This window comes from Chryseobacterium sp. PCH239 (assembly GCF_018924625.1).
Lineage (GTDB): Bacteria > Bacteroidota > Bacteroidia > Flavobacteriales > Weeksellaceae > Chryseobacterium > Chryseobacterium cucumeris.
The window spans coordinates 4,429,543-4,445,139 of record NZ_CP073027.1; the positions used below are offsets into that span (position 1 = coordinate 4,429,543).

Consider the following 15,597-nt stretch of genomic DNA (forward strand, 5'->3'; position numbering starts at 1 on the left):
AGGCAAAGATTTTCACCAAGCTTAAATGGACTTATTATACATAAAGTTTGAATCTAAAAAAATTGAGAGTCTAAACTTTTGTGTCTTTTGTAGTTAAAAATAATAATATAAGAGTTTAAACGGCTTCATTACTAAAAGGGACAGGTCGATAAATCAAATACTCTTCAAAATATTTTTTGAAGAGTATTTGATTCCGGATATGTTCCGGATGATTTCATTATTGTTCCGGCTATGGAACCGGTGAAGCTGTTGCTGCTCCGACGCTGCTGCCTCCAAGGTTATAACCGCCATCACTCAAAATAGTCATTTGTTCGTTGGAAATGATCAACAACCTGACTCCCCAAACAAATGAACTTCCTGATGTACTACTTGCATTAGGAACATCTGCATAAATTCTCCATGTTCCGTTCTGCTGAAAGGTATATATATCTGGTACCTGAAAATCAAAACTGGTAGATCCATTACCTTTAAAGCCAGCAGTGGTGCTGCCGTGATTGTTGGTGTCAAACCCCACCACAATAGCAGTATATGAAGAAACAGGTATTTTTGTATCAAAATTAGAGATGAAATCTCCATTCGGGTTTGTAAAGGTATAATATTTAAAATACATTTTTGAAACAGGGCCTATTTTACCCCAGTTTGGTGCTGCGCTTGTTCCTCCGTTATAGTAAATTCCTTCTCCCTGAGACGACATGGCTGCATTGTTGTTATATACCATAAGTCCTTTTGCGGGTGCGGGAACAGTACTGGCATCTGATGTGGATGAAAGGGATACTCTTGGAAGTAAAAGCCCTTTATTGGCAGCATTAAGATCCAGCAAAGCCGAATTATCAGGAGTATTAACTCCTACCCCGACATTTCCTGCAGGAGTAATGGTCATTTTTGTATTGTTATTGGACATCAGGTTCAGATTATTTGAAGTGGTGGTCCCCAGATAACCTGCTCCTCCTCCGATATATGTTTTTAAGTTCACTGTCCCATTGGTATGATTTAATCCAAAGCTGTTATCTCCTGTACTGATGGTAAGTTTAGTGTCGGGTGTGACGGTACCTATACCTACATCTCCTGCTGGAGTAATAGTCATTTTTTGAGTGTTATTCGTTGTGAATCTCAGATCATTAGCAGTAGTGGTTCCCACGGAGGCTACTCCTGCTCCGATATATGTTTTTAAGTTCACTGTCCCATTGGTATGATTTAATCCAAAGCTATTATCAGGCGTACTGATGGTAAGTTTGGTATCAGGTGTTATGGTACCAAGACCTACACGATCATTGGCAGCATCTATAGATAGGGTACTTCCATCTACAGAAAATGCATTCGTCTGTGTTCCTGTAAATGCTAAGGTATTGGCTCCCTGTGTAACGGTACGGTTTGCTGTAAGGGTACCATCCGTATTGTAAAGATTAGCAGCAGTTGAATTTGTTGGGTTATGTAGCTTTGTCCATATGGTACCATTATAATAATAATAGCCAACGGTATCAATATTTAAAGCAGTACCCGTAGCAGTACCTGTAGCAATACTGTTTACATAGATAAGGGTTGATACCGGAACTCCGGTCATGCTCTGAGCTTTTTGTCTGTCTACCCTGGGAATAAGCAGTCCTTCTACTGTTGTACCAGTACCTGTGCTGTTTTTAGCTGTCACATCAAGGGTTGCGGTGGGAGTTGTGGTATTAATCCCCACCTGTGATTTTACCAATGAAAAAGTAGCAAGCATCCCCACTACGAATAAATTTTTTTTCATAATATATGTTAATTAATTATCTCTTATATCAACAATTATAATAGCAACGAAGATATTACTGAACTATCTACATGTTTTACTTATTATTGATTTTGCAAAGGTAATGTTTGGTGAAGTTTGTAAAGCGTATTATATACTTACCATAGATACAACATGGGTATATCATAGGTACATCATTTGCGTGTTTTTATTGAAAAAAATAAGTGATAAGAGGAAAAATTATTAATAAATTAAACCTCTACGTAGTGAATTAAAAAGGAGGATGCTATCTTTACTTTTTGTCTTGGTTGCTTTTTATCAGCTTACTAAAAGAGGTTGAAAATGAAGATTGGTTTATCATTATAATTTCAAATCACGGTTTATGGTGGAGAAATGAATGTGTTATTGATTTAAATTAATAAAGAGACAGATAAATATGTTGATTCTGTACGGAATTTTTTTGCTGCCAGGTGGAAATAGGTGCTTTTATAGCAGATGTCGTGAAGTTGTATCATGTGTTGTGAGTCTTTATTAATGAGTATTTAGATGTATGATGTATGTGTGATGTATGTTGTTTTTATGTATTTTTTATTACTTTTTTTAACCTTGTGAAAAATAAAATAGATACGTGTATAAGAAAAGTTACCCACTGATCTCCTCGTGAGATTTTGAATTTTGCATAAAAATTAATATCATCCGGAAAAGGGTGAATTTTATAATAACTGTATTACATGGAACGGAAAATTGTGATGGATAGGGAAGTATTGCCATGTTTTTTTCTGTAATAATTATGCCTTAATCAGTAGTTTTTTATCTTCAATTAACTATTTATTATTATGTTCTTTTTAAAAAAAATCAATAAAATAATTTTGCTTTCCTTACTACTGTGCTGTTCGGAATTATTGTCCCAACACTATACAGAAAGTAATATTGATACTTTACTGATAAAAACAAACGAAGTACTTCGGACAAGAATATCCGATGATGATCTTATTCGTTGGAATAAACGCATCATAAAAGAAGCAATCCGGATTGGCTACCGTGAAGGAGAGGCAATAGGGTATACCAATATTGCCAACCGGTTGATATTTGGAGGTGATGTAAAGAAGGGGCTGGAATATTTAAAGAAGGCTGAAGATATATCCAGGAAAAGCAATAATAATTTTCTTTTTGGTAAAATTAATCAGGAGTATGCCCAGGTTTATAGTAAAATGGATGTGAGCAGGTTGGCTTTGGAATATAATTCAAAAGCGATGAATTATGGTTTGAAGCTGCGAAAAGATAACCGGGACTGCCGCCTGTTTTTACGCTATGTCTATTCAACCAGATCTGTATACATGTATAAGATAAAACACCCTGATTCTGCCATTATTTATCTTCATAAATCTATGAAAATAGATGCAAATCCTCTCGATATAGCTAATATTGCACAACACTATACTTTATTTGAATCGAAGCCTGATTCTGCTTGGTATTACTTTCAAAAAGCTTTTACGATTTTAGAAACCAAGAACTTCAAACATAACAAATACCAGAGAGCTGTTGTTTTACAGAACTATGGGGTATTTCTGCACAGTCAGGGAAAAATCAGCGAGGCTATCGATTCAATTAAGAAATCGATCGGGCTTGCAAAACAGGTCAATAGACCCAAGCTTATTCTTGACAATTATAAGGAATTGTCTACACTTTATAAAAAAGAAGGTAATTCTGATAAAGAAAATGAATATCTGAACAAATCGATCTTATTGCAAGACAGCTTGGATGCCAACCAAAACCAAGCCATAGATCTTTCCATTAACATATTGAATAAAGAAAGGGAAAATGAAAAGGCTCAACTTAAAAATGAAAATAATACCGCTTTGTGGTATAGTGGTATCTCCATGTTTTTAGTTATTTTAATTGCTGTTTATTTTTATTTGCGTATAAGAAAAAAGAAAAAGAAGCTTGCGGAAAGCGAAAAAATAATTATTGAAATAGGAAAGGAAACAAAAGACTTAAAAAGAAAACTCAGTGAAAATTATGAGCATATTATTCAACTTGCCAAAGAAAAAAAGGTTGATTTTTTTCCAAAATTTCAGGAAACCTATCCGGAGCTATATAAGGAATTGTTAAAAATAAATTCTAATCTTTCCAAGTCGGATTTAGCTTTTTGTGCTTTGATATGGCTAGGCTTTTCTTCAAAGGAAATTGCACATTGTATCTCTATGGAGCACAGATCTGTACAGACAAAAAAATACAGGATACGGAAAAAACTGAATCTGGAAAGCGAGACAGATCTGTATCTTTTTTTCAGATCTATAACGGAGCCATAAATTTTGAATAGCATAATGAAACATTCAGCCTTGTATTATATAGATTTTCATTTTATATCTATTAATTTAATTAATGCCAACTTTAAGAAAATGTTTTTTTATTATGTTATAAATAATCTATTATTTGATTAAGGGGATAATAGGATAGAATTTTTTTTCAGGTACTTGAGATTCTGTCATTACATTATTTTCTCTTCTGAGTTATCGTCAAGGAATTTAATACTTTTTCTTATCATATTGGAATTTTGAGTTTTTAATAAATTTATCATAAAAAGAATGTAGCTGCTGAGCTTTCCGGTTAGCTTTTTCATACCGATTAATAAGCAGCTTAAGGATAATTCTCTCAATTAATCAAAATGTTTCTTTTTTGAATGGTAATAGATGTCCAATATCATTTCGGAACTTTACTGTCTACTTTTACTTCAGGCATATTAACCAGTTAATTTGATCATTTATTATTTGGGAGCAATACTCCTTATTTCTATGATTGAAAAAAAATAAATAACTGTTTGTTATATTATTAACTCTGAATACAGACGTTTTCAATTTGCTTTTTGTTAAGTATAAACAAGTAATTTATTGTAATTTTTATAAAAAGATAGCAGGTATATTAAATATATTGTTTTTGTGAATTAGTAATGCTTTTATATGAGTTTTATAGTATTTGAGATGTGATGTACTATTGATGTATGCGAAATGCATGTGTGTTGTATGGTTCTATTTTGAGCTTCATTTTAAGTGTTCTAATATTGTTGATGTTATTTATAACATTATTCACACACAAATGATTTTTTTAATATTAACTAATTTTTTAAAATTAATTCACAAATGATGAAAAAAAATTTATTACTAACAAGTATGTTTGTTATCTTTTCCCTGTTGGCCAAGTCACAAGTGGGGATTAATACAGCGAATCCTCAGGGAATACTTAGCGTTGATGGGCTAAAAAATAACCCACCCACAGGAGTACCTACCGCAGCTCAGGCTAAAGATGATTTGATGATGTCCCCCAATGGTAATCTGGGGATTGGTACAATTACTCCCGGTACAACATTGGATGTGAACGGAGCGATTACCAATCGTGAAACAACATTGGATGTTACAGGTAATTCTGTTACTATTCCAGCTAATGTAAGTCAGGTACAACTTACGGGGTCAGCTACCGCTGACATAGCTGTTGTAGCCCCTGCAGCTCCTAATGCTGGTCAGCGCCTTATTGTCTACAATAATACCACAGGTGGGTTTGGGGCTACTTTGAATGGCGTTACTGTTCCCAATGGTAAAGCTTTAGAATATATATACAGTAACTCTGGATGGAGATCTATTAATGGTGGTTCAGGGGGTGCTTCTTCTGTCAATATTTATAATGCGGATGGTACTATTACTGGTCACAGAAGAGTAATACAGGGAGGAAATACCTTAGCATTTACAGGTACAAAGACCAATGCATTTTCTGTGGATGGAAGTACCTTTTCTGTGGATGCGGCTAATGACCGTGTAGGTCTCGGCACCACAACACCCGATACCAAACTTACTATCAGTACACCAGATAATAGCTTTGGATTGAATCATACCAATGGTACAGTTAATTTTAAATCCTATATCGGAGGAGGTGTAGTTTCTGTGGGGACCACTACTGCTAATGATCTGAGATTTACTACCAATAATACTCAGAAAGTGAGTATTACCTCAGACGGAAATGTTGGAGTAGGGACTGTGACCCCCACTAATAAACTGGTGGTAGCTGGGAGCAATGCCCAGCCTTCTGCACTGGGTACAGCAACTACCAATGCCACACTTCGGGTTGATGGAAACAGTAATCATGCTCTTGATTTCGGAACCTATGCAAACTCTCCTTATGGATCTTATATTTCAAGCCAGAACAAAACAGCTACTACAGGACTTCCTCTGGTGTTAAATCCAGCGGGGGGGAATGTAGGTGTTAACACAACCCCGGGTACAGCAATGGATGTGAATGGAGCGATTACCAATCGTGAAACTGTACTAACTGTTTCTGGTAATAATGTTACCGTTCCGCCTAACGTAAGCCAGGTACAGCTTACTGGTGCTGCTACAGCAAATGTGGCTATTTCGGCTCCAGCAGCTCCAAATGCGGGCCAGAGACTGATCGTTTATAATAATACCACAGGAGGATTTGGAGCTACACTGGATGGCGTTACCGTTCCCAATGGTAAAGCACTGGAATATGTTTTCAGTAATTCTTACTGGAGATCTACCGATGGGGGTACTGTTGGAGTAAGCTCAGCTAATATTGGAGATATTAAGGCAAGTTTTTCAGTTTCTGATCATAACGGATGGGTAAAACTAGATGGAAGACCAACAGGTGGTCTGACTACTACTCAAAGAGCTGCGGCAAATTCTTTAGGTTTTGCATCATATATTCCTAATGCCAGTAACTCTTACTTAGTACAGGATGGTACAAGATTGGGAAGTATTAACAGTAACAACTCCCGTATAATAGCAAGGAATCAATTGCCTGATTTTCAGTTATCCGGTACAACCAGTTCTGCTGAGCCTACTATAAAGTATGATATTATCAATAACAATGGTAGACCAGCAACTGATACTTATTCATATACCTTCTTAGCTGGAAAAATTGGTACAGGTACGAGAAATCTTGATCATGTTAATACTAATGTATTATACCAGAATCCGCACTCCCATTCATTTAACACAAATAGTGTAAACGGTGGTGTAGCGCAGCAGTCCATCAATATACAGCCTCAAAGCTTAAGTGTGAATATGTTTGTTTATTTAGGGAAATAAGTAGCATATCTTATCAATAAAATATAGAAATGTAAGATCTGTAATTTAGTAAATAGAAAGATAAGGATTTCTTATTTGTTGAAAATCTGCAATATAGGTTTTTGATATGAGACCATTTTCAAGATATAAAAATAAGCTATGCTTTTTGGTATAGCTTATTTTCATTACGAATATAATCTGCAATGGATCATAGCCTAATTTTAAGGTAATTGAAATTAGGAATGAATAATTTAAAGATTATATGAAATATTATTAAGATAAAAATAAAAAATACTTCAATTAATTTATGTTTAATTACAATACAAGTTCTATAGATAATCATCAAAATATGCAGCATCCTATGTTACGAAAATTAGGTCTTATCGGAGGTCTTTCCTGGCATTCAACGCTGGAATATTACATGTACCTGAATCAAACCATCAATGATCATTTCGGTAATAATACAAATCCTCCTCTTGTATTAGTAAATCTTGATCAGTATTGTATGCATCAGTTACAAAAGTCGGATCAATGGGATGCAATAGCAAGAATGCTGATTGAGGCTTGTGATCAGTTGTATAAAGCCGGAGCATCTGCCGCAATGTTTTGTGCCAATACACCTCATAAAGTGTATCATGATGTGCAACGACATAGCATGATTCCCATACTGCACATTGGAGATGCAATAGGCGCTGCAGTCCGGAAAAAAGGGCTCTGTAAGGTTGGGCTTATTGGAACAATATTTACCATGGAGGAGCCATTTATTGCAAAAATCCTAAAAGATAAATATGATATTGATATAATGGTACCCGACCAAGAGAAAGACCGAGAAAAGCTTCATACCATTATACAAAAAGAACTGTCTCTTGGTATTTTAAAGCCTGAAACAAAAAAATACATATTGGATCAGATTGCAATTCTGGAATCAAAGGGTGCGGAGGGTATTATATTAGGATGTACTGAATTTCCCCTTATTATAGGGCAAAATGATCTGAATATACCGATATTCAATACCACATTGCTACATGCTCAAATGGGAGTAGATTTTATCCTGAGATCTGAGTTTTAATATTTGTTTAAAGAGTTTTTAATTGTTTAATTTAATTATATATATTATGGAGAAAAAGATTTCGTTATCTGCTATTGCGACATTTATTTTACTTGTCATGGTAAGTTTGTCCGCAAATTTGACAGCGCAAAAGGTAAGTCCGACTATTGATTTTTCAGCATATAAAAGACTCAAGGTGAAACCCAGTGAAGCTGACCCTTCAGTAAAGAATTGGGACAGTGCGCATCGTGTAATTTATGACAAGGCCATTAAAAACAATAAAGTGTTGTTATGGCTTACGGGAACCGGAGGATCAACTGATCATGTTCCTCAGAGCTTTTTTAAAACTGTATTGGACCAGGGATACAGAATTATTGCACTCTCTTTTATGAGTGCACCTGGAGTTTCGCAGGTCTGTAAAGGTGATTATTTGAGTCAAAATGTTGACTGTGCTGCTGAGTTTCGTAGGAAACGTATTTATGGTGATAATACTTTTCTGCCTATTCCGGATCAGTATCAGGATGCCATTATCCCTCGCCTGACAAAACTTTTACAGTATTTGTCGAAAAATGATAAAGAGGGTGTCTGGTCTCAATATCTGGATCAGAACACAGGTAAACCTCTTTGGAGCAAAATTGCCATCGCTGGTCAATCCCAGGGGGAGGAATGGCAGAATTTATTGCCCAGCATGAGTCTGTAGCAAGAATTATCAGCTTTTCTGGTGGCTGGGATTACAGTGATTCTAAAACAAAAAAAATTGCAGGCTGGTACTCTCAAAAACTGGTGACATCACCCCAAAATGTTTTTGCAACCTACCATGTGAAAGAAGGTGCTGCAACAGAGCTAGCGAAAATTTGTAAAGAACTTCATATTCCTGCAGAGAATGTTTTTGCTTTAGATCAGCCTATTAGTCAGCAATCCAATAAGCCTGTTCATGGTAATCCCTATCATACGGAAGGTATTAAAAATCCGGAGTATAAACCGATCTGGATAAAAATGCTTGGTTCGGGGCTATGATTTCTAAAAGATCACATTATGGTTCCGAGTTATAAGTTTAGATATGATAAAAACTCTTCCTGACGGAAGAGTTTTTTTATTAAAGGATAGTGAGTATTAACCGTTTCACTTTCGGACAATTCGAGGGAAAATTACATACTTGAACGTTGGAAATATTATTCTAATTAATAGTGGATTAAGTATTTAATTATTACTGTTTTATGAAAATTGATTCATGAATTATGAGAAGTGGTTTTAATTTGTATATTTGATTTTTATTTAGAATAAATAAAAATATAATTTAAGAAAATCATTAATGAATACAATTTTGTCCATCTAATCCAAATTCTCATTAAAAACTATGGAATCACAAAACAAAAGAATCCTTACTCTGGATATAATAAAGGGTATAAGTGTCATCGGAATGATCATTATACATACTTTATTGGTGTATGCCAATGTAAAATCACAATATGAAACAGCTGTCGGCAGTTTTATTGTTTTTCTTGGAAGGGGAACTTCCATTTTTCTGATCTGTATGGGAATTACTTTCATGACTTCCAGCCATCAAAGTCTTAAAAGTGCATTAAAACGAGGCGTTTTACTGGTATTTGCAGGCCTCTTGATGAATTTTATGAAGTTTATGATTCCTGTCATTTTTAATTTTGCTCCCGATAATTTTATTCAGAAATACGGATGGCATGCACCTATCGAGCAACAGTATGTATATCTGGTACAGTTGGGTGATATTTTACAGCTGGCGGGGATGTCTTTATTATTTGCCGGCTTTATCAGGGCGTATGTGAAAAATAAATATATCATTCTGGCATTAGGTTTATTCGTTGCGTTGATATCCAGAGAGGTAAGCGGACTTACTCTTGATTATCCTGTGATCAATTATATCCTGGATCTTCTTTTCAATACCGATTATCCTGCCTACGTGTATTTTCCTGTTTTTCCATGGATGGCTTTTATCATCATCGGAATGTTTTTCGGGAAATGGTTTCAGGAACTGAACTACGATATCAAACAAATATTTAGAAAAATGCTGTATGTAGGATTATTGTTCATTGCTATAGGAGCACCGCTGGTTTTTCTGTATGGAGATTATAATTACAACGGTTTTTATCATATGGGTCCTGGAGGTGTTATTTATTTTGCAGGCTGGACTTTACTATTTTTATGGTTAATCAATACCATGACTACCAAAGTTAAAGAAAATGGTTTTATACGTGTCTTAAAATACTGCAGTAAAAATTTAACCTCAATGTATATGATCCAATGGATACTGATCTCATGGGGAAAAGGAATTTTCGGATACAGACAACATGAAATTGGATATGTATCAGTACTTATTCTATTCTATATCATGCTCACATTTTCAGTACAGACTTTGGTAGATATTATAAGAAAGAAAAAAACATTAATAGATTTCAATTCACTATCACCGGACAAAACAGCTTTGAAATAATAAATCCAACCCTATTTTTTTGAATTATAATAAACCACAGTAAAAAAGTTTTACTGTGGTTTTATCTGGCTATCAGCCTAAAGAATTTCCACTTCTTCCGGTATAATAAAAAGAATGATACAGCCCTGCTCTGACTTCACGGCATGTTTAAAATTTGGAGGAGTGTATAAATAATCACCACTTTCAAGCCGGGCTCCTGCAATAATTGCATCACCTTCCATGATAAACAATTCTTCTCCTGCAGGATGATTGTGATAAGGATAGCTGGCTCCTGGTTCAAATTTTAAAAGAATACTGGTAGAACGTTTTTTTTCAGGATCAAATTTCAAAGATTTTACAAAAATCCCTTCATAATGAATCCCTTTCTCAATTAAAGGCTGCCATTCTTTCTGTTCTGTTTTTACGATGTAATCGTGGATGTTGGTGTTCATAATATGTAAATTTTAATTGTTATTGATGTAAAAGTTGGTCTAAACTCCATACGTAACGGGGAAAAGTACGCAGAAGAAACGCTCCGGCACTGAATGCGAAGACTGAATAGTCCAGAGGCTCTTTAATTCCAAAAGAAATGCTCATGGCTATTGCGAAAAATAAAGTGAGAATAGAGGCGTACGTTGCCGTTCTTTTTATCTGAAAACCTAAAAGAAGCAGGATTCCGATTGACAGTTCAGCAATGGTAGATAATATTGCAATAATGGCTGCCCAAGATTGTGGTAAAAATGAATTGGTTTCCGCGGTATAATGAACAAAATTTTTCCAGCCGGAAGATTGTGCTCCCCAAAGATTCATTCTGCTTGCCACAGCAGATAAAAATCCGACAGCCAGAGCAATTCTTAATAAAAAAACGGCGGCATCCTGTTGCGTTTTCATACGTATAATTTTTAGGTTTTAATTACAGTACAAAGTTCAGCGAAAGCCGTTGCCTAAAGAATAGACAATTCTGGAAAAAGCATATAATATCTGAGGGAAGAGGGAAGTTAATAAGAGGCTGTTAATTTTTTTTCTTCAGACTGAAACTCCTTTTTTTACATTTCCTTTACCGCTTTCTGATACTCTTTTGGAGAACGTGAGGTATGTTTTTTAAAGAAGTTTGAAAAATAGAAAGGATCATTAAAGCCTAGCTGGTAGGCGATTTCTTTTACGGTAAGTTTTTCGTAGAGTAAAAGTCTTTTGGCTTCGGAGATGGTAAGACTGTAGATCACATTCTGAGCCGTTTTGTTGGTATGAAGTTTTGAAATCTCATTCAGTTTGGCTTCAGTAGTTCCAAGAAGATTTGCAAAATGAGAGACCTGATAATTGTCTTGGAAATGATCTCTTACACTTTCAAGGAATTTTAAAAATAAAGCATCCGGTTTCCAGATTTCATCACCATTGGCAATTTTACTGCGGTTTATTTCCACCAATAGCAATTCAACCATAGAATGCGTAGAGATCAGATACTGGTAAGGCTGTTCCTGAATTTCTTTTTCAATAACATTCAGCGTTTCAGTAAAAAATGAAGGGTTTTGTATAGCAATCATTTCATTCATTCCAAAATGACAGAAGAGACCATTGTGGAAAATAAGCTCAATATCATTGTCGCTTTTACAGAAATAATCCAGCGTGAATTCCAGAGCAATCACTTCTCCTTTCACCGATTTTAACTGATGAAACTGCCCTGAGGTAATCGTTACAACTTGCCCGGCTGCCATGATGAAAATATTTTCATCAATCAGAATTTCTGCATTTCCGGACTGGCACCAGAATAAGGTGTATCTGATGACCCGTCGCGGTTCAGGATATCCTGCCTGGTTGGAGTATTTTCTTATTTCAATCATTTCAGATCTGTTAAAAGGTGAATATCAAATTGATGTAACTGGATGGAACAAAACGGATATTGTAAAAATCCTTTTGATGAAGCTACAACTGTAATTACAGGTACACAGCTCACTCATAATGCTAGCTATAATGATGTATAGAAATAATGAGTGAAAAATAAAACACCTGTAAATTCAGGTGTTTTATTTTTTTATTCTAAAGAATTGTTATATTTCCTTTTATTGTCCTCAATCATTTTTCTATACTCAGGGTTATTAATTTTACCTTGATAGGGGTCATTCATATATTCTTTTCTCTTTGTTATAAATTGATCTTTGGATACAATTAACCCTTTTTTTTGCTCAATGGGTAAACTCGTTTTATTTATTGATATAAGTTCAAAACCTATATAATTATTCACCTCATTGATCTTTAATATTAATCCAGGAAGTCCTCTAAATTTGTATGGACCATCACTTATCGGAATATCATAAGTAAACCAAGCTATAAAATTTTTTCCTCCTGCACTTACAACTGCTTTATTACATTTATAGCCGCCAATAGTAGAAGTGCTTTTATTATCAATTTGCCAGTCAAGTTTATCAGGACTCTCATAGGTGTAATAATTTCTTCCTAAATAATTTGATATATAGGTTTTGTTTTCATCCTTATATACATTATGCTTTACCTTAGATTTTGGAAGAGAGCCGGGATCAACAATATTTCCGGTCTTCATTGCATCTTCCAGTTTTTTCCCAAAACCATCCACTGCAGCCTTATAATTTTCACTATAATATATAGATTTTTTCCCATTAGTGAGTAATACCATAGGCTCATTAATTGTAGATAATTTATCCAAAGTATCTTGTACAAAAGTATATTTATACTTTACTTCGATTTCCGAATAATCTTTTTTTTCTTGACCTCTCACATAGTTAAAACAAAGAAATAACAAAAAAATTCTAAAAAGTGGTTTCATAGGTACTCAAAATATTATAATTAAATAGGCTGTTAAAAGACAGCCCATTATTTTTTTCATTACGTCATTGGATTTTCATAACTGGAATGTCCACAATCTTGATTGTTATACATTTCCCATTCGTTGTAAAGGCAATCACTTGAATCAAATTCAGAATCAAAAACTGTTTGATAAGTAGTTCCACAAATAGTTTTGATAGTCACCAAATACCTTGTAAAGGCTGCAATTTGCTGTTTTTCCTTTTTTGACTCTAATTTGTTAGAAGTGCTTTCTTTAGCACAAACAAGTCCAGCAACCATAAATGCTGAAAGTAATAATACTTTTTTCATAATTATATTTTTTAAATATTTAACAATTTAAATATAAAATTATTTTTCTAATCACCAAATGTGGAAAACCGTAAGGATATTAAAAAGATTTTAAGTCTTGTTTAAAGCTCCTTTAAATACTCTTTAAAATAAAACTATTATCCAACGAAAATTCGGCGGGTATAGTAATATTTTTTATACTTTTGGTTTTGCCGATTATATTGAGCAGATAAATTTTAGTTTGATTTTTTATTATCAATTTTTTCTAACTGCTTTTTAACTGCATTGATATTTTCTTCCGTAAGTTTCCCATAACCCAGCTCTTTGATTTGGTCTAATTGTAATTTTGATATTTCATCTTGCTTATCTTTATTTTTTAATAACTGATCCTGCAGCGAAATATAATACTGGGTAGAGTATACTTCATCTTTTAAAAATTCTGAAATATTTTTATTTTTTCCAACACAGCCTTGAGTATATTTCATAATCAAAGGATTGGCGGAATAAAATGTATAGATATCTAAAAATCTTTTATCATTTCTTTTAAATAGTTCCTGACCAGCATAAACCCTTAAAGAATTGCTTCCATTCATTGCGAAATAATAGAGTTCATCGTTACTGGCTATTTTGGCAACTTTTTTAAATTGATTATAAATTTTGCTTTTTTCACCTCTAACTCCAATATTAGGAGACTCTGCATATGAGACATTGTCTAAAGGCTGTGCCAGTTTTTTTACTGCTTCAGAGACCTGAGCATTAGATATTGTAAGACTAAACGTGAATAGAAAACAGTAGAAATATTTATAGCTCATTATTTATAATAATAATTAAAGTTAAATAAAATAACTGAACGATTAAATACCTAAATTCGTTTAAATTTTAAATAAAAATTCAGAATGAAATACTCTAAAATTATTATCGTTGCAACCTTGTTACTGTTCCAGTTGGGAGCAGCACAGGAAAATGCAGATGTTGTATTAAATAAAGCTTTCACAGAAGCTAAAGCAGGAAAGAAAAATGTTTTACTGGTGTTCCATGCTTCATGGTGCAAGTGGTGCAAAATGATGGAAAAGAATATGGATCTCCCTGAAACCAAACCTATTTTTGATAAAAGATTTGTCACCGCATATGTAGACGTGCAGGAAAGAGGTGATAAGAAGAGCCTTGAAAATCCAGGCGGGCAGGAACTTATGAATAAATATAAAGGCGGAAACGCGGGGCTTCCTTTCTGGCTGATTCTAAATCCAAAAGGAGAAGTATTGGCAGATTCTTTTGATGCTAAAGGAGAAAATCTGGGATCACCTGCGACACCGGAAGAAGTAACCACTTTCATTGCCAAGCTGGGGAAAGCCTCAAAACTAAGTAATGAAGAGTCACAGATTATAGAGAAAGTCTTTGTAAAGAAATAAAAATAAAATCCCGGGAATATTACCTGGGATTTATTTTTATAATGAAGGTACATGAAGTTTATTATCTTTCCATATTTCTTTGATGGAATCATTGGTTTCTATTCTTTCTGGAATAAATTTTTTGTCGATTTCATCAAATGCTTTTACATACGATTTAAAATCACCCACATTGAATTTTTCATAATATTCAATGTCTTCACTAGAAAATAGAAGTTCCCAATTTTTTTGTGTTTTCATATGCTTATACAGTTCATAATATTTAATTTTATTCATAATCTTTCCCCGTATACTGCTTAATGCCATATCCTGAGCCGTGACCACGCATCCCATTTTCTGATAATAGATTAAGGTAAACTTAGAATAATAACGGTATAAATCTACAATCCTTTTGTCATTTCTATCTATAAGAGAAGATATTGCATTGATTCTTATAAATGTACTTCCGTTAACCGCCAAATAAAACAGTTCATCATTGGTTGCTGTTTTATCAATTCCATTATACATTTCGGATAATTTGGAATACTTGTCTGTATCATAATCCTCTTTAATCGTTAAGTCAAAATATTCTTTATCTATAGGGTCGATAAGTTGTTTTAGCTGGTCGGAAATCTGGGCATTGAATAAGTATAATGAAAACAGAAAGAATAGTGAAAATTTTATTTTCATGGTATGGTTTATCAATAAACGATCTTTGACATATATTATTATAGAAGGTTTATCAATGAAAACTTCCTGGATCTTAATAAGACAGGAAGTTTTTTTAGTTTAATAATTAAGAAATGAGGGGT

General features: G+C 34.0%; 15 protein-coding genes. 7 read left to right on the forward strand and 8 right to left on the reverse strand.

Annotation, left to right across the window (positions count from 1 at the left end):
* Positions 1 to 229 precede the first annotated feature (229 nt).
* Entirely contained in the window at positions 230 to 1,744 is a 1,515-nt protein-coding gene (locus tag KBP46_RS20400; protein ID WP_216444025.1) for a hypothetical protein, read from the reverse strand.
* An 848-nt stretch (positions 1,745 to 2,592) separates the two neighbouring features.
* On the opposite strand from KBP46_RS20400, the gene KBP46_RS20405 reads away from it, so the two are divergent.
* From KBP46_RS20405 to KBP46_RS20430, 6 genes are all read left to right on the forward strand, one after another.
* Positions 2,593 to 4,035, forward strand: a complete 1,443-nt coding sequence (locus KBP46_RS20405; protein ID WP_216444026.1) for a LuxR C-terminal-related transcriptional regulator — start codon at positions 2,593 to 2,595, stop codon at positions 4,033 to 4,035.
* Positions 4,036 to 4,863: 828 nt separating this feature from the next.
* The gene (locus tag KBP46_RS20410) at positions 4,864 to 6,822 is read left to right on the forward strand and encodes a hypothetical protein (protein ID WP_216444027.1); all 1,959 of its coding nucleotides are present in this window, start codon (positions 4,864 to 4,866) and stop codon (positions 6,820 to 6,822) included.
* A 340-nt stretch (positions 6,823 to 7,162) separates the two neighbouring features.
* Complete coding sequence (locus KBP46_RS20415; RefSeq protein WP_065119644.1) at positions 7,163 to 7,870, forward strand: aspartate/glutamate racemase family protein; 708 nt, start codon at positions 7,163 to 7,165, stop codon at positions 7,868 to 7,870.
* Positions 7,871 to 8,045: 175 nt separating this feature from the next.
* Positions 8,046 to 8,549, forward strand: a complete 504-nt coding sequence (locus KBP46_RS20420) for a hypothetical protein (RefSeq protein WP_216444028.1) — start codon at positions 8,046 to 8,048, stop codon at positions 8,547 to 8,549.
* On the forward strand, positions 8,516 to 8,866 hold the full coding sequence (locus KBP46_RS20425; protein WP_216444029.1) for a hypothetical protein: 351 nt from the start codon (positions 8,516 to 8,518) through the stop codon (positions 8,864 to 8,866). Before KBP46_RS20420 ends, KBP46_RS20425 begins: the two co-directional genes overlap by 34 nt.
* A 340-nt stretch (positions 8,867 to 9,206) precedes the next feature.
* On the forward strand, positions 9,207 to 10,316 hold the full coding sequence (locus KBP46_RS20430) for a heparan-alpha-glucosaminide N-acetyltransferase domain-containing protein (protein ID WP_216444030.1): 1,110 nt from the start codon (positions 9,207 to 9,209) through the stop codon (positions 10,314 to 10,316).
* Positions 10,317 to 10,393: 77 nt separating this feature from the next.
* On the opposite strand, the gene KBP46_RS20435 is transcribed toward KBP46_RS20430, so the two are convergent.
* From KBP46_RS20435 to KBP46_RS20460, 6 genes are all read right to left on the reverse strand, one after another.
* On the reverse strand, positions 10,394 to 10,747 hold the full coding sequence (locus tag KBP46_RS20435; RefSeq protein ID WP_123279325.1) for a dimethylsulfonioproprionate lyase family protein: 354 nt from the start codon (positions 10,745 to 10,747) through the stop codon (positions 10,394 to 10,396).
* Between the two features lie 19 nt (positions 10,748 to 10,766).
* Positions 10,767 to 11,186, reverse strand: a complete 420-nt coding sequence (locus KBP46_RS20440) for a DoxX family membrane protein (RefSeq protein WP_216444031.1) — start codon at positions 11,184 to 11,186, stop codon at positions 10,767 to 10,769.
* A gap of 155 nt (positions 11,187 to 11,341) precedes the next feature.
* A complete protein-coding gene (locus tag KBP46_RS20445) occupies positions 11,342 to 12,133 on the reverse strand; it encodes an AraC family transcriptional regulator (protein WP_216444032.1) in 792 nt (263 codons plus the stop codon).
* Between the two features lie 191 nt (positions 12,134 to 12,324).
* The gene (locus tag KBP46_RS20450) at positions 12,325 to 13,092 is read right to left on the reverse strand and encodes a GLPGLI family protein (protein ID WP_120232018.1); all 768 of its coding nucleotides are present in this window, start codon (positions 13,090 to 13,092) and stop codon (positions 12,325 to 12,327) included.
* A gap of 59 nt (positions 13,093 to 13,151) precedes the next feature.
* On the reverse strand, positions 13,152 to 13,421 hold the full coding sequence (locus KBP46_RS20455) for a hypothetical protein (RefSeq protein ID WP_114822606.1): 270 nt from the start codon (positions 13,419 to 13,421) through the stop codon (positions 13,152 to 13,154).
* 215 nt (positions 13,422 to 13,636) lie between these two features.
* On the reverse strand, positions 13,637 to 14,212 hold the full coding sequence (locus KBP46_RS20460; RefSeq protein WP_123279328.1) for a hypothetical protein: 576 nt from the start codon (positions 14,210 to 14,212) through the stop codon (positions 13,637 to 13,639).
* Positions 14,213 to 14,296: 84 nt separating this feature from the next.
* Here KBP46_RS20460 and KBP46_RS20465 point away from each other — a divergent pair, with 84 nt between their 5' ends.
* Entirely contained in the window at positions 14,297 to 14,809 is a 513-nt protein-coding gene (locus KBP46_RS20465) for a thioredoxin family protein (protein WP_216444033.1), read from the forward strand.
* A 36-nt stretch (positions 14,810 to 14,845) separates the two neighbouring features.
* Here KBP46_RS20465 and KBP46_RS20470 read toward each other — a convergent pair whose 3' ends face one another.
* Positions 14,846 to 15,475 (reverse strand): hypothetical protein, encoded by a 630-nt coding sequence (locus tag KBP46_RS20470; protein ID WP_216444034.1) that lies wholly within the window; start codon positions 15,473 to 15,475, stop codon positions 14,846 to 14,848.
* Between the last annotated feature and the right edge of the window lie 122 nt (positions 15,476 to 15,597).

Bases quoted from the DNA above. Each gene is read 5' to 3' on its own strand.
- KBP46_RS20400 (WP_216444025.1), bottom strand. From the start codon at position 1,744: ATGAAAAAAAATTTATTCGTAGTGGGGATGCTTGCTACTTTTTCATTG.
- KBP46_RS20410 (WP_216444027.1), top strand. From the start codon at position 4,864: ATGATGAAAAAAAATTTATTACTAACAAGTATGTTTGTTATCTTTTCC.
- KBP46_RS20415 (WP_065119644.1), top strand. From the start codon at position 7,163: ATGTTACGAAAATTAGGTCTTATCGGAGGTCTTTCCTGGCATTCAACG.
- KBP46_RS20425 (WP_216444029.1), top strand. From the start codon at position 8,516: ATGGCAGAATTTATTGCCCAGCATGAGTCTGTAGCAAGAATTATCAGC.
- KBP46_RS20430 (WP_216444030.1), top strand. From the start codon at position 9,207: ATGGAATCACAAAACAAAAGAATCCTTACTCTGGATATAATAAAGGGT.
- KBP46_RS20435 (WP_123279325.1), bottom strand. From the start codon at position 10,747: ATGAACACCAACATCCACGATTACATCGTAAAAACAGAACAGAAAGAA.
- KBP46_RS20440 (WP_216444031.1), bottom strand. From the start codon at position 11,186: ATGAAAACGCAACAGGATGCCGCCGTTTTTTTATTAAGAATTGCTCTG.
- KBP46_RS20445 (WP_216444032.1), bottom strand. From the start codon at position 12,133: ATGATTGAAATAAGAAAATACTCCAACCAGGCAGGATATCCTGAACCG.
- KBP46_RS20450 (WP_120232018.1), bottom strand. From the start codon at position 13,092: ATGAAACCACTTTTTAGAATTTTTTTGTTATTTCTTTGTTTTAACTAT.
- KBP46_RS20455 (WP_114822606.1), bottom strand. From the start codon at position 13,421: ATGAAAAAAGTATTATTACTTTCAGCATTTATGGTTGCTGGACTTGTT.
- KBP46_RS20460 (WP_123279328.1), bottom strand. From the start codon at position 14,212: ATGAGCTATAAATATTTCTACTGTTTTCTATTCACGTTTAGTCTTACA.
- KBP46_RS20465 (WP_216444033.1), top strand. From the start codon at position 14,297: ATGAAATACTCTAAAATTATTATCGTTGCAACCTTGTTACTGTTCCAG.
- KBP46_RS20470 (WP_216444034.1), bottom strand. From the start codon at position 15,475: ATGAAAATAAAATTTTCACTATTCTTTCTGTTTTCATTATACTTATTC.